General features: G+C 53.2%; 18 protein-coding genes and 7 tRNA genes. 6 read left to right on the forward strand and 19 right to left on the reverse strand.

The genetic code is table 11. From position 1 onward, the window contains the following. Positions 1-53: 53 nt before the first annotated feature. From ybeY to miaB, 3 genes are all read right to left on the reverse strand, one after another. On the reverse strand, positions 54-521 hold the full coding sequence (gene ybeY, locus ACQG11_RS16530) for an rRNA maturation RNase YbeY (RefSeq protein ID WP_003858677.1): 468 nt from the start codon (positions 519-521) through the stop codon (positions 54-56). Next, positions 518-1564 (reverse strand): PhoH family protein, encoded by a 1047-nt coding sequence (locus ACQG11_RS16535; RefSeq protein WP_022647440.1) that lies wholly within the window; start codon positions 1562-1564, stop codon positions 518-520. The genes ybeY and ACQG11_RS16535 overlap by 4 nt, the downstream gene beginning before the upstream one ends. A 163-nt stretch (positions 1565-1727) precedes the next feature. Then, complete coding sequence (gene miaB / locus ACQG11_RS16540) at positions 1728-3152, reverse strand: tRNA (N6-isopentenyl adenosine(37)-C2)-methylthiotransferase MiaB (protein WP_003858672.1); 1425 nt, start codon at positions 3150-3152, stop codon at positions 1728-1730. A gap of 135 nt (positions 3153-3287) precedes the next feature. Between miaB and ubiF the strand changes: the two genes are divergently transcribed. Further along, positions 3288-4463, forward strand: a complete 1176-nt coding sequence (ubiF, locus tag ACQG11_RS16545) for a 3-demethoxyubiquinol 3-hydroxylase (protein WP_395036430.1) — start codon at positions 3288-3290, stop codon at positions 4461-4463. Between the two features lie 379 nt (positions 4464-4842). Here the strand turns inward: ubiF and ACQG11_RS16550 are convergent. The 12 genes from ACQG11_RS16550 to nagB all read right to left on the reverse strand — a co-directional run bounded on the left by ACQG11_RS16550 (position 4843) and on the right by nagB (position 11707). Continuing rightward, positions 4843-4917 (reverse strand) — tRNA-Gln (locus ACQG11_RS16550). Between the two features lie 34 nt (positions 4918-4951). Continuing rightward, a tRNA-Gln gene (locus ACQG11_RS16555) sits at positions 4952-5026 on the reverse strand. A gap of 41 nt (positions 5027-5067) precedes the next feature. After that, a tRNA-Met gene (locus ACQG11_RS16560) sits at positions 5068-5144 on the reverse strand. A 17-nt stretch (positions 5145-5161) separates the two neighbouring features. Next, a tRNA-Gln gene (locus tag ACQG11_RS16565) sits at positions 5162-5236 on the reverse strand. Between the two features lie 32 nt (positions 5237-5268). Beyond that, positions 5269-5343: transfer RNA gene (locus ACQG11_RS16570), tRNA-Gln, on the reverse strand. A 23-nt stretch (positions 5344-5366) separates the two neighbouring features. Then, positions 5367-5451 (reverse strand) — tRNA-Leu (locus ACQG11_RS16575). An 8-nt stretch (positions 5452-5459) separates the two neighbouring features. Continuing rightward, positions 5460-5536, reverse strand: a tRNA-Met gene (locus tag ACQG11_RS16580). 225 nt (positions 5537-5761) lie between these two features. Further along, positions 5762-7426 carry an asparagine synthase B gene (asnB, locus tag ACQG11_RS16585; RefSeq protein ID WP_015571128.1) on the reverse strand — a complete coding sequence of 555 codons (1665 nt, stop codon included), beginning with the start codon at positions 7424-7426 and terminating at the stop codon, positions 5762-5764. A gap of 250 nt (positions 7427-7676) precedes the next feature. Continuing rightward, positions 7677-8429 (reverse strand): ribonucleotide monophosphatase NagD, encoded by a 753-nt coding sequence (gene nagD, locus ACQG11_RS16590; protein ID WP_003858667.1) that lies wholly within the window; start codon positions 8427-8429, stop codon positions 7677-7679. Positions 8430-8474: 45 nt separating this feature from the next. Beyond that, on the reverse strand, positions 8475-9695 hold the full coding sequence (gene nagC, locus ACQG11_RS16595) for a DNA-binding transcriptional regulator NagC (protein WP_022647442.1): 1221 nt from the start codon (positions 9693-9695) through the stop codon (positions 8475-8477). An 8-nt stretch (positions 9696-9703) separates the two neighbouring features. Then, the gene (gene nagA, locus ACQG11_RS16600) at positions 9704-10852 is read right to left on the reverse strand and encodes an N-acetylglucosamine-6-phosphate deacetylase (RefSeq protein WP_426728591.1); all 1149 of its coding nucleotides are present in this window, start codon (positions 10850-10852) and stop codon (positions 9704-9706) included. A 54-nt stretch (positions 10853-10906) separates the two neighbouring features. Continuing rightward, positions 10907-11707: a glucosamine-6-phosphate deaminase gene (gene nagB / locus ACQG11_RS16605; RefSeq protein ID WP_003858663.1), complete on the reverse strand. Its 801-nt coding sequence runs from the start codon at positions 11705-11707 to the stop codon at positions 10907-10909. A 325-nt stretch (positions 11708-12032) separates the two neighbouring features. On the opposite strand from nagB, the gene nagE reads away from it, so the two are divergent. From nagE to chiQ, 4 genes are all read left to right on the forward strand, one after another. Then, the gene (nagE, locus tag ACQG11_RS16610) at positions 12033-13982 is read left to right on the forward strand and encodes a PTS N-acetyl glucosamine transporter subunit IIABC (protein WP_022647444.1); all 1950 of its coding nucleotides are present in this window, start codon (positions 12033-12035) and stop codon (positions 13980-13982) included. Between the two features lie 169 nt (positions 13983-14151). Further along, entirely contained in the window at positions 14152-15819 is a 1668-nt protein-coding gene (gene glnS, locus ACQG11_RS16615) for a glutamine--tRNA ligase (protein ID WP_015571127.1), read from the forward strand. A 447-nt stretch (positions 15820-16266) separates the two neighbouring features. Further along, positions 16267-17664, forward strand: coding sequence for a chitoporin ChiP (gene chiP, locus ACQG11_RS16620; protein ID WP_017694280.1), 1398 nt, complete (start codon positions 16267-16269; stop codon positions 17662-17664). Positions 17665-17711: 47 nt separating this feature from the next. After that, complete coding sequence (chiQ, locus tag ACQG11_RS16625; RefSeq protein ID WP_032621829.1) at positions 17712-18038, forward strand: ChiQ/YbfN family lipoprotein; 327 nt, start codon at positions 17712-17714, stop codon at positions 18036-18038. Positions 18039-18130: 92 nt separating this feature from the next. Here the strand turns inward: chiQ and fur are convergent, their stop codons facing one another. From fur to ybfF, 4 genes are all read right to left on the reverse strand, one after another. Continuing rightward, on the reverse strand, positions 18131-18577 hold the full coding sequence (gene fur, locus ACQG11_RS16630; RefSeq protein WP_003858655.1) for a ferric iron uptake transcriptional regulator: 447 nt from the start codon (positions 18575-18577) through the stop codon (positions 18131-18133). A gap of 291 nt (positions 18578-18868) precedes the next feature. Next, entirely contained in the window at positions 18869-19399 is a 531-nt protein-coding gene (fldA, locus tag ACQG11_RS16635; protein ID WP_003858653.1) for a flavodoxin FldA, read from the reverse strand. 155 nt (positions 19400-19554) lie between these two features. Beyond that, the gene (gene ybfE, locus ACQG11_RS16640) at positions 19555-19842 is read right to left on the reverse strand and encodes a LexA regulated protein (protein ID WP_003858652.1); all 288 of its coding nucleotides are present in this window, start codon (positions 19840-19842) and stop codon (positions 19555-19557) included. A gap of 128 nt (positions 19843-19970) precedes the next feature. Then, positions 19971-20744, reverse strand: a complete 774-nt coding sequence (gene ybfF / locus ACQG11_RS16645) for an esterase (RefSeq protein WP_022647446.1) — start codon at positions 20742-20744, stop codon at positions 19971-19973. Between the two features lie 183 nt (positions 20745-20927). Between ybfF and seqA the strand changes: the two genes are divergently transcribed. Beyond that, positions 20928-21473, forward strand: coding sequence for a replication initiation negative regulator SeqA (gene seqA, locus ACQG11_RS16650; RefSeq protein ID WP_003858650.1), 546 nt, complete (start codon positions 20928-20930; stop codon positions 21471-21473). Positions 21474-21476 lie beyond the last annotated feature (3 nt).

Here is a 21476-nt window from a genome sequence, read left to right on the forward strand (position 1 = left end):
ACGTTAACCGCCGCGCTATGTCCCTGCGCGGCGGCATGGTAGTCAGTGACTGACTATTCTTTCTCGGCAATGTACGGATCCTCATAGCCCAGAGCAAGCATTATCTCTGTCTCGAGGGATTCCATCTCTTCCGCTTCGTCATCTTCAATATGGTCGTAACCCAGAAGATGCAGGCTACCGTGCACCACCATGTGTGCCCAGTGCGCTTCCAGCGGCTTTTGCTGCTCTTTGGCTTCCTGCTCAACCACCTGACGGCAGATGATCAGATCGCCCAGCAGCGGCATCTCAATGCCCGGAGGGGCTTCGAATGGGAAAGAGAGCACATTGGTCGGCTTATCTTTCCCGCGATAGGTCAGGTTGAGCTCATGGCTTTCTGCTTCATCCACCAGGCGAATCGTGACCTCTGATTCTTCCTGAAACTGGGGGATAACGGCATCCAGCCATTTCTGAAACTGTGCCTCTTCTGGCATGCCGGAATTATCTTCACAGGCCAGCTGTAAATCGAGGATCACCTGACTCATTTCTGTTCATGCTCCTGCGCTTCGCGCTTACGTTCTGCGGCCAGCTCGGCCCTGCGCTTCTGATCTGCCTCTTCCCAGGCCTCATAAGCGTTAACGATACGCGCGACCACCGGGTGGCGTACCACGTCTTCGCTGTGGAAGAAGTTGAAGCTGATTTCGTCTACCTCGGCCAGCACTTCGATGGCGTGACGAAGACCCGATTTGGTGTTACGCGGCAGGTCAATCTGGGTGACGTCACCGGTGATAACCGCTTTCGAGTTAAAGCCAATACGCGTCAGGAACATCTTCATCTGTTCGATGGTGGTGTTCTGGCTCTCATCCAGAATGATGAACGCGTCGTTAAGCGTACGGCCACGCATGTAGGCCAGCGGAGCAACTTCAATCACGTTACGCTCGATGAGCTTTTCAACTTTCTCGAAGCCGAGCATTTCGAACAGCGCGTCGTACAGCGGGCGCAGGTAGGGGTCCACTTTCTGACTTAAATCGCCCGGCAGGAAGCCGAGTTTCTCACCGGCTTCTACAGCAGGGCGGGTCAGCAGGATACGGCGGATCTCCTGACGCTCAAGTGCATCGACCGCAGCAGCAACGGCCAGATAGGTTTTACCCGTACCCGCCGGACCCACGCCAAAGGTGATGTCATGGTCGAGAATGTTGGCGATGTACTGTGCCTGGTTCGGGGTACGAGGCTTAATCACGCCGCGTTTGGTTTTAATGTTGATGGCTTTGCCATAGTCCGGCACGCTTTCCGCGCTCTGCTCAAGCACGCGCGCCTCTTTGATGGCCAGGTGGATCTGTTCAGGTTCAATATCCTGGATCTCACCGCGCATCGGGGCGGTATCAACATACAGGCTGCGGAGAATATCTGCCGCGGCGTTGACGCAGATTGGGCGTCCGGTGAGTTTGAAATGGTTATCGCGACGATTGATTTCGATACCCAGACGTCGCTCCAGTTGTTTGATGTTGTCATCAAACGGCCCGCACAGGCTCAGCAGGCGAGCGTTGTCTGCGGGCTCAAGGCTAATTTCACGCGTATCTATGTTCAAACTGTTCCTCTTTATTTGGTTAACTGACCTGTGGCCACACGGCGTAATAAAACGGTCATTACCGAAATTATTCACGCCATAGAATAAAGGCGCAAGCGTTGCGGTAGATATTGGGGGTGATGAGAGGAAATACAAGGCCTGCCGGACAGGCAGGCCAGAGGGATCAGGGCTGGTAAATACCTACGCCAGAATCGTTGACTTTACGGGTGCGAGAGATAACGGATTCCGGAGTCTGTGCAATACGCAGACCCATTTCGTCCTCAGTGCGTACCACCTTCCCGCGCAGCGAGTTCGTGAGCACTTCGACAATCTCGACGTCCACAAACTTACCAATCATGTCCGGGGTGCCTTCAAAATTCACCACGCGGTTATTTTCGGTTCGACCAGACAGTTCCATGATGCTCTTACGGGAAGTGCCTTCCACCAGAATACGCTGGACAGTGCCGAGCATACGACGGCTCCAGGCGTTGGCCTGCTGGTTGATACGCTCCTGCAAAATATACAGACGCTGCTTTTTCTCTTCTTCCGGCACATCGTCAACCATATCGGCCGCTGGGGTGCCCGGGCGTGCTGAGAAGATGAAGCTGTAGCTGACGTCGAAATTCACCTCGCCGATGAGCTTCATGGTGCGCTCGAAGTCATCAGCGGTTTCGCCAGGGAAGCCGACGATAAAGTCGGAGCTAATCTGGATATCCGGGCGCGCTTCACGCAGCTTGCGGATGGTGGACTTATACTCCAGCACCGTATGTGGACGACCCATCAGGTTCAGCACGCGGTCAGAGCCGCACTGGATCGGCAGGTGCAGGAAGCTCACCAGCTCTGGCGTATCGCGATAGACGTCAATAATGTCGTCGGTAAATTCCATCGGATGGCTGGTGGTAAAGCGAATGCGGTCAATGCCGTCAATCGCCGCCACCAGACGCAGCAGTTCAGCAAAGCTGCCAGTGGTGCCGTCGTAGTTTTCCCCGCGCCAGGCGTTCACGTTCTGGCCCAGCAGGTTCACTTCGCGAACGCCCTGCGCGGCAAGCTGCGCGATTTCAAACAGGATATCGTCTGCCGGGCGGCTCACTTCTTCACCGCGGGTGTAAGGTACCACGCAGTAAGTACAGTATTTGTTGCAGCCTTCCATGATGGAGACGAAGGCGGTCGGGCCATCAGCGCGCGGCTCTGGCAGACGGTCAAATTTCTCGATCTCCGGGAAACTCACGTCAACCACCGGGCTACGGCTGCCGCGAACCTGATTAATCATCTCTGGCAGGCGGTGCAGGGTCTGAGGGCCAAAAACGATATCCACATAGGGGGCTCTCTGGCGGATCAGCTTACCTTCCTGCGATGCGACGCAGCCACCCACGCCAATGATCAGGTCCGGATTTTTCCGTTTGAGAAGCTTCCAGCGGCCTAACACATGAAAGACTTTTTCCTGTGCTTTTTCACGAATTGAACAGGTGTTCAGCAGCAGCACATCGGCTTCTTTCGCATTTTCAGTCAGCTGGTATCCGTGGGTGGTATCCAGCAGATCGGCCATCTTAGATGAATCGTATTCGTTCATCTGACAGCCCCAGGTTTTTATATGGAGTTTTTTAGTCATCGACTTGCTCAGCTCAGGATTGCAAGCCGCGTATTGTAATGCTTTGGTGCGGTTGTGACCAGTATGAAGGTTGTCAACCTCAGGGCCGCAAAAATCCGGTAAACTTAAGGTATTCTCCAATAAGGAATAGTGACCATGACACTCCTGAACACCGAAGTTGCCGTTGTTGGCGGCGGTATGGTCGGCGGCGCACTGGCGCTGGGGCTGGCGCAGCAGGGATTTGACGTAACCGTTATTGAACAGGCGGCTCCGCCGGTATTCGATCCTGCCAGCCAACCGGACGTGCGTATTTCCGCCATCAGCGCGTCCTCTGTTGATCTGCTTCGCGGGCTGGGCGTCTGGGAGGGGGTGCTGGCGATGCGCGCGCACCCTTACAGCCGTCTTGAAACCTGGGAGTGGGAAAATGCTCACGTCTCGTTTGACGCCGCCGAGCTGAAACTGCCGCGCCTGGGCTATATGGTGGAAAACAACGTGCTCCAGCAGGCGCTCTGGCAGGCGCTGGAGGCGCACCCGAAGGTGACGCTGCGCGTTCCGGACTCGCTGAAAGCCCTGCATCGTCATGAAGGTGGATATCTCCTGACGCTGGATAACGACGATGAGCTGGCCGTAAAGCTGGTGGTGGGGGCGGATGGCGCGAACTCGCAGGTCAGGCAGATGGCAGGCATTGGGATCCATGCCTGGCAGTATCACCAGTCCTGCATGCTGATCACCGTGCAGTCAGAAAACGCGCCGGGCGAAAGCACCTGGCAGCATTTTACGCCGAACGGCCCGCATGCATTCTTACCGTTGTTTGATAACTGGGCTTCGCTGGTGTGGTACGACAAGCCGGCGCGCATTCGACAGTTGCAGGGGCTGTCTATGGAACAGTTGCAGCGCGAAATCCGCCAGCACTTCCCGCGCCGTCTGGGTAACGTGACCCCGGTTGCCGCTGGCGCATTCCCGCTGATGCGACGCCATGCGTTGCAGTATGCCCGTGAAGGGCTGGCCCTGGTGGGAGACGCGGCGCACACCATTCATCCGCTGGCGGGGCAGGGGGTTAACCTGGGATACCGTGACGTCGATGCGTTACTGGATGTGCTGGGTAACGCTCGCGCCCACGCGGAAGCCTGGGCCAGCCATGAGGTACTGAAGCGCTACCAGACGCGCCGTATGGCGGATAACTTCATTATGCAGTCGGGGATGGATCTGTTCTATGCCGGGTTCAGCAATGATGTTGGTCCGGTGCGGATATTGCGCAATATTGGATTGATGGCAGCGGAACGTGCCGGTGGTCTGAAGCGTCAGGCACTGAAATACGCCCTCGGACTCTAATCTTTATTCCCTCTCCCCGTGGGCTGAGGGTTCCCCACAAATTAATGCGAGCACTGAGCAATCCCCTCGCCCCTCCGGGGAGAGGGTTAGGGTGAGGGGAACATACGGCGGTGGTGGTCATTCCGTTCACTTTATGTTCCTTGCTACTCTGTAACGACATGACCGGTGAACGTGCCAGGGTGGCTCAGCGATTTACAGCCGGACCAGGGCATCGCTGACAGCCCTCAGTCATTTAGAAAGCAACTTTATTGCTTCTGCATAAAAAAATTACTGGGGATCCCTCAGCCCCGTGGGAGAGGGTTAGGTTGAGGGCATCAGGCCGCACTATTCTGAGCAACAAAAACAAACAAGCCCGCAGAGCGGGCTTGTTTGTTTTAAGTGGCTGGGGTGCAGGGATTCGAACCCCGGAATGCTGGTATCAGAAACCAGAGCCTTACCGCTTGGCGACACCCCAATTGCGTTAAACAAACTGCTTAACGACTTTAAAGTGGCTGGGGTACGAGGATTCGAACCTCGGAATGCCGGAATCAGAATCCGGTGCCTTACCGCTTGGCGATACCCCAACAATGTTCAGTTTACCGAATCGTATTCGATAACATAAATATGGTGGCTACGACGGGATTCGAACCTGTGACCCCATCATTATGAGTGATGTGCTCTAACCAACTGAGCTACGTAGCCAGTACTGCAATCTTCGATGGCTGGGGTACCTGGATTCGAACCAGGGAATGCCGGTATCAAAAACCGGTGCCTTACCGCTTGGCGATACCCCAATACCGCGGAGAACCGCATGATCGAAGAAATATGGCTGGGGTACCTGGATTCGAACCAGGGAATGCCGGTATCAAAAACCGGTGCCTTACCGCTTGGCGATACCCCATCCGTGCAACGCTTACCTGGGAATGGTGCGGGAGGCGAGACTTGAACTCGCACACCTTGCGGCGCCAGAACCTAAATCTGGTGCGTCTACCAATTTCGCCACTCCCGCAAAAAAGATGGTGGCTACGACGGGATTCGAACCTGTGACCCCATCATTATGAGTGATGTGCTCTAACCAACTGAGCTACGTAGCCATCTTTTTTTCGCGTTACCTTATCGGCGTTGCGGGGCGCATTATGCGTATAGACCCTTGCAGCGTCAACACCTTTTTCAATGAAAATAGCCGGAATGTGACTGTTTGGTTAGGTTGCGAACAGCGAGGCCGAATATTCGACAATTATTGGTTATTAATCGATTTTATGCGGGGAAAAGAGAGGAAAAAAAATCAGGCCCCGGAGGGCCTGATGATACTCTGAACATTATTTATAGGCAGACTGGTGAACGCCCACTGCGCGTCCTGACGGATCGTTCATGGCTTTGAAGGATTCATCCCATTCAATGGCTTTAGCAGAAGAGCAGGCGACCGATGGACCACCCGGTACGCACTCGGCTGCACTTGGAACCGGGAACAGCTCCTCAAAGATCTCACGGTACAAATACGCTTCTTTCGAGGCTGGCGTGTTGTACGGGAAGCGGAAGCTCGCAGTTTCCAGTTGTTGATCAGAAACCTGTTTTGCCGCCACCTCTTTCAGGGTGTCGATCCAGCTGTAACCTACGCCATCGGAGAACTGCTCTTTCTGACGCCACGCCACGCTCGCCGGCAGGTAGGATTCAAAACATTCACGCAGGATATGTTTCTCCATTTTGCCGTTGCCGCACATTTTGTCCTGCGGGTTGATGCGCATCGCCACATCGAGGAATTTCTTATCGAGGAACGGCACGCGGGCTTCCACACCCCAGGCGGACATCGCTTTGTTGGCGCGCGCGCAGTCAAACATGTGCAGCGCCTGTAGCTTACGCACCGTTTCTTCATGCAGCTCTTTGGCGTTTGGCGCTTTGTGGAAATAGAGATAACCGCCAAACACTTCGTCAGAACCTTCGCCGGAGAGCACCATCTTGATGCCCATCGCTTTGATCTTCCGCGACATCAAATACATCGGCGTGGAGGCGCGAATGGTGGTCACATCATAGGTTTCAATGTGATAGATCACATCGCGGATCGCATCCAGACCTTCCTGTACGGTGAAGTGAATTTCATGGTGCACCGTGCCGAGATGGTTCGCCACTTCCTGGGCGGCTTTCAGGTCAGGTGCCCCTTCCAGACCCACGGCAAAGGAGTGCAGCTGCGGCCACCAGGCTTCAGAGCGCTCCTGATCTTCCACGCGACGTGCAGCGAATTTCTTGGTGATCGCGGAGATCACGGAGGAGTCCAGACCGCCGGAGAGCAGTACGCCATAAGGTACGTCTGACATCAGGTGGCTTTTCACTGACTCTTCCAGGGCCTGACGCAGTTCGGCTTTATCCGTCACGTTGTCTTTCACCGCCTCATAATCAAACCAGTCGCGCTGGTAGTACGGGCGGATCTCGCCGTCTTTACTCCACAGGTAGCTACCTGCCGGGAACTCTTTGATGGTGCGGCACACCGGTACCAGGGCTTTCATCTCTGAGGCAACGTAGAAGTTACCGTGTTCATCGTGTCCCATGTACAGCGGGATAATACCAATATGGTCGCGGCCAATCAGGTAAGCGTCTTTTTCGCTGTCGTACAGCGCGAAGGCGAACATACCTTGCAGGTCGTCGAGGAACTCCGGGCCTTTCTCCTGATACAGCGCCAGGATCACTTCGCAGTCTGAGCCGGTCTGAAACGCGTAGCGATCGCCGTACTCAGCGCGCAGCGCCTGATGGTTGTAAATTTCACCGTTAACAGCCAGCGCGTGCGTTTTTTTCTCGTTATACAGCGGCTGTGCGCCAGCGTTGACATCAACAATGGAAAGACGTTCGTGAGCCAGAATCGCTTTATCGCTGGCGTAAACGCCTGACCAGTCCGGACCGCGATGGCGCATCAGGCGGGACAATTCGAGTGCTTTTTTACGCAGTTCGCCCGCGTCAGTTTTAATATCCAGTACGCCAAAAATAGAACACATAACCTTCTCCGTTAACCCTGTTGCGTTGTGATGTTGCTTGCTTATGAAAATGCCGCAAAAAGGGGAGGGGGCGCAAGCGTTTTACCGATGAAAACGTAAAAAGTGCAATGGCAATTGCCGAATCTTAAAAAAAGAGTATGCATTAAGCCATTCTATTGATGATTTCTCAATGAAGAGCTGATTTCGTTAGATGAAGTAATATTTTCAGGCAGCAGAAATGAAAAACCACGCCCTGAGGCGTGGTTCTGAATCAAATAACGTCGATTTCGTCGACAGAGGGGTAAATCCAGCTTGGCCGGAACGGCATCGTATCAATGTCATCAAGCTGTGAAACGCCAGAAAGCACCAGGATGGTTTCAAGCCCGGCCTGGAAGCCAGCCAAAATATCGGTGCGCAGGTTGTCGCCAACAATGACGGTTTCTTCTGAGTGTGCCTGCATCGTATTCAGTGCAGCGCGGATGATCCACGGGCTCGGTTTGCCGACAACAAACGGCTTACGGCCTGAGATTTTTTCGATACCGGCGCACAGCGCACCGCAGGCGGGATAAAAACCACGACCATGCGTATCCGGGTTAGTGGCGATAAAACGTGCACCATTGGCGACAAAGTAGGCTGCTTTATGCATCATCTCCCAGTTAAAGGAGCGCGTTTCGCCCACGATGACAAAGTCCGGATTCACGTCGGTGATGGTGAAGCCCGCTTTATACAGCTCGTGGATCAGCGCGCCTTCGCCAACCACGTAGGCTTTTTTGCCTTCCTGACGCTTCAGGAAATCCGCGGTCGCCATCGCAGAGGTATAAAACACGCTGTCCGGGACATTGACGCCCGCAGTAGCAAAGCGATTTGCCAGATCCTGACCAGTCTGTGAAGGGTAGTTCGTGAGAAGAACCAGTGGCATTCCTTTGTCGATGATGCGGTGAAGAAACTCCGCAGCACCTGGCACGGCAACGTTGTCGTGCATCAGCACGCCGTCGATATCACAAATTACATTCTTAATGGTCATGGACTATCCGACATCAAAAAAAGAAGGCGTTACTATAAGGTCCGATCAGGATTCCAGCAAATGTTGCAGCAGGATCCCGTTGAGCATGGCACGTTTTACCAGGGCGAATGCGCCAATTGCCGAGCGGTGATCGAGCGTAGATCGCACCACCGGCAAATTCTGGCGAAATGCCTTCAGCGCCTGGGTATTGATGCAGCCTTCAATGGCAGGCAGTAATACTTTTTCGGCTTCAACGATCTCGCCGGCAATCACCACTTTTTGCGGATTAAACAGGTTGATGGCAATGGCGATGGTCTTACCCAGGTGGCGTCCTACCTGTTCGATCACTTCGCAGGCCAGCGCATCGCCTTTGTTTGCCGCTTTGCAGATGGCACCGATCTTACAGTCGCCCAGCGTGACGCGGCTCTGATAACCCTGCTCCAGCAGGTGGCGGACGCGATGTTCAATGGCGGCATTGGCGGCAACGGTTTCAAGACAGCCAAAGTTACCGCAGTGGCAGCGCTCGCCAAGCGGTTCCACCTGGATATGACCGATCTCGCCTACGTTACCGTTACGACCAATAAAAATGCGGCCATTCGAGATGATACCCGCACCTGTACCACGGTGAACGCGCACCAGAATAGAGTCTTCGCAGTCCTGGCTCGCACCAAAGTAGTGCTCCGCCAGCGCCAGCGAGCGGATATCGTGACCAACAAAGCAGGTCAGCTTGAAGCGTTTTTCCAGCGCCTCAACCAGCCCCCAGTTCTCTACCTTAATGTGCGGCATGTAGCGAATAACGCCGCTTTCCGGGTCAACCAGACCGGGTAAAATCACCGAGATGGCGATGAGTTCACGGATCTTGCGCTGACAGCTTTCGATAAACTGCGCAATGGTATTCAGTAACGCGTGTTCGAGCGTCTCCTGCGTGCGCTCAGGAAGGGGGTAATGCTCTTCGGCAATGGCCTTGCTGCTCAGATCGTAGAGCGTAAGCGTGGTGTCATGACGTCCTAAGCGAACGCCAATGGCCTGAAAATTGCGGGTTTCAGTGACGATGGAAATCGCGCGGCGGCCGCCGGTGGAGGCCTGCTGATCCACTTCTTTGATCAGGCCGCGCTCAATAAGCTGACGTGTAATTTTTGTCACGCTGGCGGGAGCAAGCTGGCTTTGTTCGGCTATCTGAATGCGTGAGATTGGCCCGTGCTGGTCAATCAGGCGATAAACTGCCGCGCTGTTAAGTTGTTTAACGAGATCGACATTACCGATTTGAGCTTGTCCGCCTGGTGTCATACTTTTACTTACTCAGTGACGACCTCGTTACCATTAACGATGGTCTTAATAATTTTATAATCGTGTGTGAACGCCGTCAGGTTTGCAACCATACCTGGTGCAATACCGCCGAGCTGTTTATCGACGCCAATAGCGCGCGCCGGATAAAGCGTGGCCATGCGCAGCACTTCCTCAAGCGCAATGCCGCAATGTTCAACGAGGTTACGTACCCCTTCGATCATCGTCAGAGAAGAACCGCTCAGCGTGCCGTTCTCATCCACACACAGTCCATTCCGGTAGTATATTGTTTTACCAGCAAAAATGAACTGGTCAATATTCGCTCCTGCCGGAGCGGTAGCATCCGTGACCAGGCAGAGCTTGTCGCCTTTAAGGCGCTTGGCGTTGCGGATGTTGGTGTAATCGACATGCAAGCCGTCGGCGATAATGCCGCAGTAGACGTCTGGTTCATCCAGAATTGCGCCAACCAGTCCCGGTTCGCGACCGGTAATATACGGCATCGCGTTATAAAGGTGTGTGGCAAATGTAATACCTGCGCGGAAACCGGCCTTCGCCTCTTTAAGCGTCGCGTTCGAATGGCCCGCAGATACCACAATCCCGGCGGCGGCCAGTTTGCTGATAACGTCCGTGCCGGTCATTTCCGGTGCCAGCGTCACTTTAGTGATCACATCGGCATTGGCGCACATGTAATCCACCAGCTCGGCATCCGGTTTGCGCACGTAGTTCGGGTTATGGGTGCCTTTCTTGACCATATTCAGCCATGGTCCTTCCAGGTGCAGACCCAGCGCCTGATTCGGATGTTTTGCCAGGTATTCACGCATGACGCGGATACCCTGTTTCATCAGGTCATCGCTGCTGGTAATCAGCGTTGGCAGATAGCTGGTGCAGCCCGATTTCTCGTTGGCGTTTTGCATGATTTCCAGCGTTTCAACCGTTACCGCCTCTGTGGTATCGTTAAACTGGACACCGCCGCAGCCGTTAAGCTGTACGTCGATGAAACCGGGGGAGATTACTGCTCCATTGAGGGAACGCTGTTCGATCTCCGGCGGCAGTTCAGCCAGCGGGCAAACACGTTCAATCAGGCCATTGGCGATTACAATCGCATGGTCATCCAGAATTTCATGGCCGGTATAAATCCGACCGTGGGTTAAAGCGTACATATCGACCCCCGGTTAAAAAAGCGACCGCCCCTGATAAAAGAGGCGGTTATTCAATTACAGACCTTTAATGTTCTCAGCTTCCAGCTCGTTGAAGTATTTCAGCGTTTTCACTTTCAGCTCCATGGTGGACGGTTCGTCACACACGACAACCGCTTTTGGATGCAACTGTAAGCAGCTGATCGTCCACATATGGTTCACGTTGCCTTCAACGGCAGCCTGAAGCGCTTGCGCTTTCACTGCGCCCAGCACCAGAATCATCACTTCTTCGGCATCCAGCAGCGTACCCACACCCACGGTCAGCGCGTATTTAGGCACCTGATTGACGTCGCCGTCAAAGAAGCGGGAGTTAGCCACACGCGTGTCATGGGTCAACGTTTTAATACGGGTACGGGAAGCCAGTGAAGATGCCGGTTCGTTGAACGCGATATGACCATCGTTGCCTACGCCGCCCATAAACAGGTGGATTTTACCGTAAGAACGGATTTTTTCTTCATACTGACGGCATTCTGCGTCAATATCAGGCGCGTTTCCATTCAGCAGGTTAATGTTTTCAGCCGGAATATCAACGTGATCGAAGAAATTACGGTGCATAAAGCTGTGGTAACTTTCCGGATGTTCCTTTGGCAGGCCGACATATTCGTCCATGTTGAAGGTCACAACATGTTTAAAGCTAACCTGGCCCGCTTTGTGCATTTCAACCAAAGCCTTATACGCGGTCAGGGGAGTACCACCGGTTGGAAGACCGAGTACGAAAGGACGATCGGCTGTTGGTTTGAACGCGTTGATGCGGTTAACGATATGACGAGCAGCCCATTTTCCGACTTGTTCAGCTGTTGCCAGGGGAATCAGTCTCATTATTCACCTCTAAAGTTTAAGTAAAAGTGGGCGGATGATTAGTGCAACCTGAACTAAGCGTAACCTGGAACCTTTCAGGCCGGATCAATCCGCCTTGATTTTTTGAATGATAAAATAAGTTTTCGTGGTTAGCCAGTGAAAGGGAGGGTTTAATACGATATTTGGTGACAATAATCACAAAAAATAGGTGTTTAATTTGCGATACGAATTAATTTTTCACACACTCACACTGCCAGTGAATCATCAACAGTATCTATCGTTCGTGACACAATAAAAACATAGTTTATGCGCGAGTCTTAACAAAGGGTCTCGTAGGGGGAATAGGATGAATATTTTAGGTTTTTTCCAGCGCCTCGGTAGGGCTTTGCAGCTCCCTATCGCCGTGCTACCGGTTGCAGCGTTGCTGCTGCGATTCGGGCAACCCGATCTTCTTAATGTGCCGTTTATTGCCCAGGCAGGCGGCGCCATTTTTGACAACCTTGCGCTGATTTTCGCCATCGGCGTGGCGTCAAGCTGGTCAAAAGACAGCGCCGGTGCTGCGGCACTGGCAGGGGCGGTAGGTTACTTCATCCTCACGAAAGCGATGGTAACCATCAACCCGGAAATCAACATGGGTGTACTGGCGGGTATCATTACCGGTCTGGTCGGTGGCGCCGTGTACAACCGCTGGGCGGGTATCAAACTGCCTGACTTCCTGAGCTTCTTCGGCGGTAAACGTTTTGTGCCGATTGCGACGGGCTTTTTCTGTCTGATCCTCGCCGCCATCTTTGGCTACGTTTGGCCACCGGTTCAGCATGCTATCCATGCGGGTGGCGAGTGGATCGTATCTGCGGGCGCAATGGGCGCGGGCATCTTCGGTTTCATTAACCGTCTGCTGATCCCAACCGGTCTGCATCAGGTACTGAACACCATCGCCTGGTTCCAGATTGGTGAGTTCACCAACGCGGCTGGCGCGGTATTCCACGGTGATATCAACCGCTTCTACGCAGGTGACGGCACCGCGGGCATGTTCATGTCCGGCTTCTTCCCAATCATGATGTTTGGTCTGCCTGGCGCCGCGCTGGCAATGTACCTGGCTGCGCCGAAAGCGCGTCGCCCAATGGTTGGCGGGATGCTGCTGTCCGTTGCGATCACCGCCTTCCTGACCGGCGTGACCGAGCCACTGGAATTCCTGTTCATGTTCCTGGCTCCGCTGCTGTATCTGATGCACGCGATCCTGACCGGTATCAGCCTGTTCGTTGCCACCCTTCTGGGTATCCATGCAGGCTTCTCCTTCTCCGCAGGCGCTATCGACTATGTGTTGATGTACAACCTGCCAGCGGCAAGCAGCAACGTCTGGATGCTGGTGGTGATGGGCCTGATCTTCTTCGTTATCTACTTCGTTCTGTTCAGCGCGGTTATTCGTATGTTTAACCTGAAGACGCCGGGCCGCGAAGATACGAAAGATGATGTTGTGACCAGTGAAGCCAACAGCAATACCGAAGAGGGTTTAACCCAGCTGGCAACCAGCTATATTGCCGCTGTGGGTGGCACCGACAACCTGAAAGCGATCGATGCCTGTATTACCCGTCTGCGTCTGACCGTGGGCGACTCCGCACGCGTGAGCGATGCAATGTGCAAACGCCTTGGTGCGTCTGGTGTGGTGAAGCTGAACAAACAAACCATCCAGGTTATCGTGGGTGCGAAAGCCGAATCTATCGGCGATGAAATGAAAAAAGTGGTTGCCCGTGGGCCGGTCGCTGCCGCCTCAACGGATAACGCGCCAGTGGCTGACGCGCCGGTTGCAAAACCGCAGGCTGTGCCAAATGCGGTGACCATCGCTGCGCTGGTTTCTCCGGTGACAGGTGACGTTGTTGCGCTTGAGCAGGTGCCTGACGAAGCGTTCGCCAGCAAAGCGGTCGGTGATGGCGTGGCGGTGAAACCAACGGACAAAACCGTGGTCTCTCCGGCAGCCGGTACTATCGTGAAAATCTTCAACACCAACCACGCGTTCTGCCTGGAAACGGAAAAAGGCGCGGAGATCGTTGTCCATATGGGTATCGATACCGTTGCGCTGAACGGTCAGGGCTTTACTCGCCTGGTGGAAGAGGGCGCTGAAGTGGCGGCAGGCCAGCCGATTCTGGAAATGGATCTGGAGTTCCTGAACGCCAACGCGCGCTCCATGATAAGCCCGGTAGTGTGCAGCAACATCGACGACTTCAGCGGTCTGGTGATCCAGGCGCAGGGGCAGGTAGTTGCAGGCCAAACGCCACTGTATGAGATTAAAGGCAAGTAATCGCTCCTGAGTAGAGTTATGCCTTTAGCGGCGGGGGATATCCTCCGCCGCTTTTTTTTGCAGCAATTGCCCCCATTATTTTCTTCCGGGACGTTTTAAGGGTTGTCACTACGTCCGGCTTATAAGATCATATGCCGTTATACGTTGTTTACGCTTTGAGGAATCCACGATGAGTGAGGCAGAAGCCCGCCCGAGTAACTTTATTCGTCAGATCATCGATGAAGATCTGGCCAGTGGTAAGCACACCACAGTCCACACGCGTTTCCCGCCGGAGCCAAATGGCTACCTGCACATTGGTCACGCCAAATCGATCTGCCTGAACTTTGGTATTGCGCAAGACTACCAGGGGCAGTGCAACCTGCGTTTCGATGACACCAACCCAGTAAAAGAAGACATCGAATACGTTGAGTCGATTAAAAACGACGTGCAATGGCTGGGCTTCAACTGGTCTGGCGATATCTGCTACTCCTCAGACTATTTCGATCAGCTGTATGCCTATGCGGTTGAACTGATTAACAAGGGTCTGGCATACGTCGACGAGCTCTCTGCTGACGAAATCCGTGAATACCGCGGTACGCTGACTCAGCCCGGTAAGAACAGTCCGTTCCGCGATCGTAGCGTGGAAGAGAACCTGGCGCTGTTTGAAAAAATGCGTGCCGGTGGCTTTGAAGAAGGTAAAGCGTGTCTGCGTGCCAAAATCGATATGGCGTCTCCGTTCATCGTGATGCGCGATCCGGTGCTGTACCGCATTAAGTTCGCAGAACACCACCAGACCGGTAACAAGTGGTGCATCTACCCGATGTACGACTTCACCCACTGCATCAGCGATGCGCTGGAAGGCATTACGCACTCTCTGTGCACGCTGGAATTCCAGGACAACCGTCGTCTGTACGACTGGGTGCTGGATAACATCACCATTCCTGTGCATCCGCGTCAGTACGAGTTCTCTCGTCTGAACCTGGAATACACCGTGATGTCCAAGCGTAAGCTGAACCTGCTGGTCACTGACAAGCACGTTGAAGGCTGGGACGACCCACGTATGCCGACCATTTCTGGCCTGCGTCGTCGTGGCTACACCTCCGCCTCCATTCGTGAGTTCTGCAAACGTATCGGCGTCACCAAGCAGGACAACACCATCGAAATGGCGTCTCTGGAATCCTGCATTCGTGAAGACCTGAACGAAAACGCGCCGCGCGCGATGGCGGTGATCGATCCAGTGAAACTGGTTATCGAAAACTATCCGCAGGGCGGGAGCGAACTGGTCTCTATGCCTAATCATCCGAACAAACCGGAAATGGGCACCCGCGACGTGCCGTTCAGCGGTGAAATCTGGATCGATCGTGCCGACTTCCGCGAAGAAGCGAACAAGCAGTACAAGCGTCTGGTGCTGGGCAAAGAAGTACGTCTGCGTAACGCCTATGTAATCAAAGCCGAGCGCGTAGAGAAAGATGCGGAAGGTAACATCACGACCATCTTCTGTACGTACGACGCAGAAACGCTGAGCAAAGATCCGGCGGATGGCCGTAAAGTGAAAGGCGTAATCCACTGGGTGAGCGCGCAGCATGCGCTGCCGGTTGAGATCCGTCTCTACGACCGTCTGTTCAGCGTGCCTAACCCAGGCGCAGCGGAAGACTTCCTGGCGGTTATTAACCCTGAGTCGCTGATTATCAAGCAGGGGTATGCCGAGCCGTCTCTGAAAGCCGCTGAAGCCGGTAAAGCGTTCCAGTTCGAACGTGAGGGTTATTTCTGCCTGGACAGTCGTTACAGCACGGCAGAAAAACCGGTATTTAACCGTACCGTGGGTCTGCGTGATACCTGGACTAAGATCGGCGAATAATAACGCTGCTCTGGTCAATGAGAAACAAACGCCGCGTAATGCGGCGTTTTTTTATTTAACGATCATGTCGTTAAGCATCGGGATAATCTTTTAAAGCCAACATTCCAGGTCAATGTGGTGCTACTTATTTTATTTAAAAAAAGTTTGTTGTTTTCCAAAAACAGAAACGCTGAAAAATATATTCTCATTCTCAATGTTACTTACTGAAAATTAGCGTATTCCCCCGCCAGTACTCGCTTCCCGGTAAATGTTACAAAGCACTACGAAATATGTGCTCTTCGTCATAATCCTGACTTTTGCCTGATTAAAAGCATTGATAATTCGCGTCGCGAAAAATAACCTAAAGACGGTAGTTAATTCGAGGGTATTTCTGACTACCCCTGACCATTTGGTCTTTTCTGTTTTTCGCCGTTTAAGGCGTTTTAATTCGTCAAAGAGGAATAATCTATGCGTACGTTCAGTGGCAAACGTAGTGCGCTGGCGCTGGCTATCGCCGGTGTGACAGCAATGTCGGGCCTGGTGGTTGCGCCAGAGGCAAAAGCAGCAGGTTTCATTGAAGATTCCACCCTTACGGGCGGTATTTATTACTGGCAACGTGAGCGTGACCGTAAAGACGTCACTGAAGATAAATACAAAACTAACCTCTCTCACTCGACCTGGAACGCCAACCTGGATTTCCAGTCGGGATATGCCGCCGATATGTTCGGGATCGATATTGCAGCGTTCACCGCAATTGAAATGGCCGAAAATGGCGACAGCGGCCATCCGAACGAAATTGCGTTCTCCTCCAGCAATAAAGCTTACGACGAAGACTGGTCCGGCGATAAAAGCGGAATCAGCCTGTATAAAGCGGCTGCAAAATTCAAATATGGCCCGGTCTGGGCGCGTGGTGGTTATATCCAGCCAACCGGTCAGACGCTGTTAGCGCCGCACTGGAGCTTTATGCCAGGTACCTATCAGGGCGCGGAAGCCGGTGCTAATTTTGACTACGGCGATGCGGGGGCGTTGAGCTTCTCCTATATGTGGACCAACGAGTACAAAGCGCCGTGGCACATTGAGATGGACAAGTTCTATCAAAACGATAAAAAAACCAAAGTTGATTATCTCCACTCGCTGGGGGCGAAGTACGACTTCAAAAACGATCTGGTGCTGGAAGCGGCTTTTGGTCAGGCTGAAGGTTATATTGATCAGTACTTTGCTAAAGCCAGCTACAAATTTGATATCGCAGGTAGCCCGCTGAGCACCAGCTATCAGTTCTACGGTACGCGCGACAAGGTCAGCGATGGCAGCGTAAATGATATTTATGACGGCACCGCGTGGTTACAGGCGCTAACCTTCGGCTACAAAGTGGGTCAGGTTGATTTGCGTCTGGAGGGTACATGGGTCAAGGCAGAAGGGCAGCAGGGCTATTTCCTGCAACGTATGACGCCAACCTACGCCTCTTCCAACGGTCGTCTGGATATCTGGTGGGATAACCGCTCTGACTTCAACGCCGACGGCGAAAAGGCAGTCTTCTTCGGCGCAATGTATGACCTGAAGAACTGGAACCTGCCTGGCTGGGCAGTGGGCGCGTCCTACGCGTACGCCTGGGACGCGAAGCCAGCGGATATGGCTACGCCAGACGCCTACTACGATCCGAACTACCGTCTGAAAGAGTCTTCATACAGTCTGGATGCGATTTATACCCTGCAGGAGGGCCGTGCGAAAGGCACGATGTTCAAACTGCACTTCACCCAGTATGACAACCACTCCGATATCCCGAGCTACGCGGGCGGTTACGGCAACATCTTCCAGGATGAGCGCGACGTGAAATTCATGGTCATTGCGCCATTTACCATCTTCTGATGAATGCTGCGGCGGGCTGTGTCCCGCCGTTATGGAGACTGAACATGATGAAAAAAAGGGTAATCGTTGCGCTGCTGGCATTCGGGCTGGTGGCGTGCGCGCAGGATCAGGCGCCGAAAGAAGACTCCCGTCTTAAAGAGGCGTATAGCGCTTGCATCAATACCGCACAAGGTTCACCTGAGAAGATTGAAGCCTGTCAAAGCGTGCTGAACGTGCTGAAAAAAGACAAAGCCCATGAGCAATTCGCCACGCAGGAAAACGTTCGCGTGATGGATTACCAGGCCTGTATTCAGGCGCGTAAAACCGGTAACGATCAGGAAGTGGCGAAGCGTTGCGATAAGATTTGGGACGAGATTCGCAATAACAATAAATAAGTTGCTTTACGCCCGGTGGCGCTGCGCTTACCGGGCTTTTTCCAGGCAAAAAAAAGCCAACCTCACGGCTGGCTCAGAGTATGAACACTGACTTATTTTGCGTCGTGCGCATGTTCATTTTCGCGGCAATCCCCTTCAGCACAGTGACCGTACAGGTACAGGCTGTGGTTGGTCAGGCGGATGCCATGACGGGCGGCGATTTCACGCTGGCGTGATTCAATGGAATCATCGCTAAATTCAATGACCTTGCCACAGTCGAGGCAGATCAGGTGATCGTGGTGGTGCTGCTGAGTCAGCTCGAACACGGATTTACCGCCTTCGAAATTATGACGAGTAACAATGCCCGCGTCATCAAACTGGTTCAGCACACGATAGACGGTTGCCAGCCCAATCTCTTCACCCATATCGATAAGACGCTTATAAAGGTCTTCCGCACTGACATGGTGATTGTCTGGCCCCTGAAGCACTTCAAGGATTTTTAACCGAGGAAGCGTTACTTTCAGGCCAGCTTTCTTTAATGCGGTATTGTTGTCAGTCATGCGGAATCTGTCCTGTTGCTAAACGATTCACTTCAAAAGAAGAAGTGACAGAAAATGCACTTGGGATAATGCGTCTCATTATAGAACTGCCATGGCTAAATGAAAACTGCAAGTCTCAAGCAAAGTATGCTTATAAAAACGTGGTATCACCAACAAACTTGTTCGATGGCACCCACTTTTTACCAGGGGGATATTGTACAGGTCTGGACGAAAAAGTTAAAAGTTTGTAGCAATTAATTTAATCGGTTTTACCTGGACAACGGGCGCAACCGGAGTTGCGCCGCAGGGATATCAGGCGTTAAGGATATCGTCCAGGTTCAGCTCTTCACGAACCTGCTTAACCCATTTTTCTACACGCTCTGCGGTCAGCTCTGGCTGACGGTCTTCATCAATGGCAAGGCCAACGAAGTGATCGTCATCTGCCAGACCTTTGGAAGCTTCGAAGTGGTAACCCGCTGTTGGCCAGTGACCAACGATCGCCGCACCGCGCGGCTCAATGATGTCGCGAATAGTGCCCAGCGCATCACAGAAATACTCAGCGTAGTCTTCCTGATCGCCACAGCCAAACAGGGCAACCAGCTTGCCGTTGAAGTCGACTTCTTCCAGCGTCGGGAAGAAATCGTCCCAGTCACACTGTGCTTCACCGTAGTACCAGGTCGGGATGCCCAGCAGCAGGATGTCATAGCCCTCGAGATCTTCTTTGCTGCTCTTGGCGATGTCATGCACATCAGCAACGTCTTTACCGAGCTGTTTTTGAATGTTTTTTGCGATATTTTCAGTATTGCCGGTATCACTGCCAAAGAAAATGCCGATGATTGCCATGAGTAAAATAACCTCTTGAAACTTAATGGTATGGTGGCGCAAATTGTCCACGGATAAGGGCAATAATAGCAGAACAGGCAACCCTGCGGAAACAGCTATCACGCAGGACTGCACTCTGTGCTACATGAAAAAGGTAATATTGGGGATTTTCTGACTCACGCCTTGCCGCGTAACGTCTCAAGCTGGGCGATCAGCATCTCTTCGATCAGTTCGCTGCGGCTGATGTTGCGCGCGTCAGCTAACTCGTTAAGCGCATCGACGGCATCGGCATTCAGCTTGAGTTCGACACGCTTAAGCCCACGATTTTTATCGCGTTTAAGCTGGTTGCGTTTATTGATACGCAGCTGTTCATCGCGCGAAAGCGGATTCGTTTTCGGTCGTCCCGGTCGACGCTCATTCGCGAACAGATCTAGTGTCGTACGGTCCGTTTGTTCTTTGGCCATGATTCTGAGACTTCGGGGGAAACACGCCGCCCTGCTAATGCCCGGGCGATAAGCGCGCCATCATACATCACCCATATCCACACGCCAACGACTGGAAGCCCGTCGTCTTCCGGTCGCTGGCTTTTTAATCAATTCGCTGTATCAGTAAGATAGCGGCGAATGGCGCGCAGGACCGCATCCGGTTTTTCCGCGTGTACCCAGTGCCCGGCACCGGCGATGACGTGAGCGCGAGCCTGCGGAAATTGCGCCAGCAGCGTGTCACGGTACGCGTCAGTGACGTAAGGGGAGTTGCCGCCGCGAATAAAGAGGGTAGGGTGCGGCCAGGCGGGGACATTTTCCCACCCCACAATATGCGAATACTGATCCCACAGTACCGGGACGTTAAAGCGCCATTGTCCGTCAACAAAGGATTTCAGCAGGAACTGGACCACGCCTTCTTCATCGAGATGCTCGCGCATAACGGCTGCCGCCTGCTGGCGTGTGGAGACGCCTGACTCTGTCACAGCATTGATCGCAGCGAAAATCTCATCGTGACGGCGAACGTCGTAATTGACGGGCGCAACGTCAATGACCACCAGACCGGAAATTCGCTCAGGGGCCAGCGCTGTAAGCGCCATCACCGCTTTACCGCCCATTGAATGCCCGATGAGCGTCGCTTTCTGGATATTATTCGCATCGAGGGTGTCACGCAGATCCTGCGCCATGGCTGCGTAGGTCATCTCCTCAGAGCGCCCTGAAAGACCGTGATTGCGCATATCAACCTGGAGGATCTCGTGATCGGTCACTAAATCGCGCGCCAGCACGCCCAGGTTATCCAGACTACCAAACAGGCCGTGAACCAGTACGATGGGAGAATTATTGTTCGGCGATTGTGCAGTTTGCGCTCGGGTATTCAATTTCATGGCAAAGTTCTTTTTTTAGGTTTGTCAGGTTAGGGTATCATGTTGACCATTCTGCCGCCCGGGGGCAAGGATCCAGTTTAATCTGACTTTTGCCGCCAACCTGGTTTGACGCTATCCGCTGTTGGGATTAGACCTTATAATCTCAACGACTTGTATTCAGATAAGATATCGCACTGGATTAAGATGAAAACAATCGAAGTTGATGACGAACTCTATCAGTATATTGCCAGCCAGACGCGGCATATTGGGGAGAGCGCGTCCGACATTTTACGGCGCATGCTTAAAATTTCCGCCGCCTCACAGCCCACTCCTGTCACTAAAGATGTCGTGTCTCAGCCGAGCGTTGTTGCACAAGTAAAACCTGCCGTCATGCCGGCAAAAGACAAAGTGCGCGCGATGCGCGAGCTGCTGCTGTCCGATGAATATGCAGAGCAGAAAAAGGCGGTTAACCGCTTTATGCTGGTGCTGTCTACACTTTACTCACTGGATAACAACGCATTTGCAGAAGCGACAGAGTCGCTGCACGGTCGCACGCGCGTTTACTTCGCAGGTGACGAGCAGACCCTGCTGCAAAATGGCAACCAAACCAAACCCAAACATGTTCCCGGTACGCCATACTGGGTGATCACCAATACCAATACGGGCCGCAAGTGCAGCATGATCGAACATATCATGCAGTCCATGCAGTTCCCGGCGGAATTGATCGAAAAGGTTTGCGGTACAATTTAACCC

This window comes from Enterobacter cloacae complex sp. 372C4, from assembly GCF_050030615.1.
In the GTDB taxonomy this organism is placed as follows: Bacteria; Pseudomonadota; Gammaproteobacteria; order Enterobacterales; family Enterobacteriaceae; genus Enterobacter; species Enterobacter intestinihominis.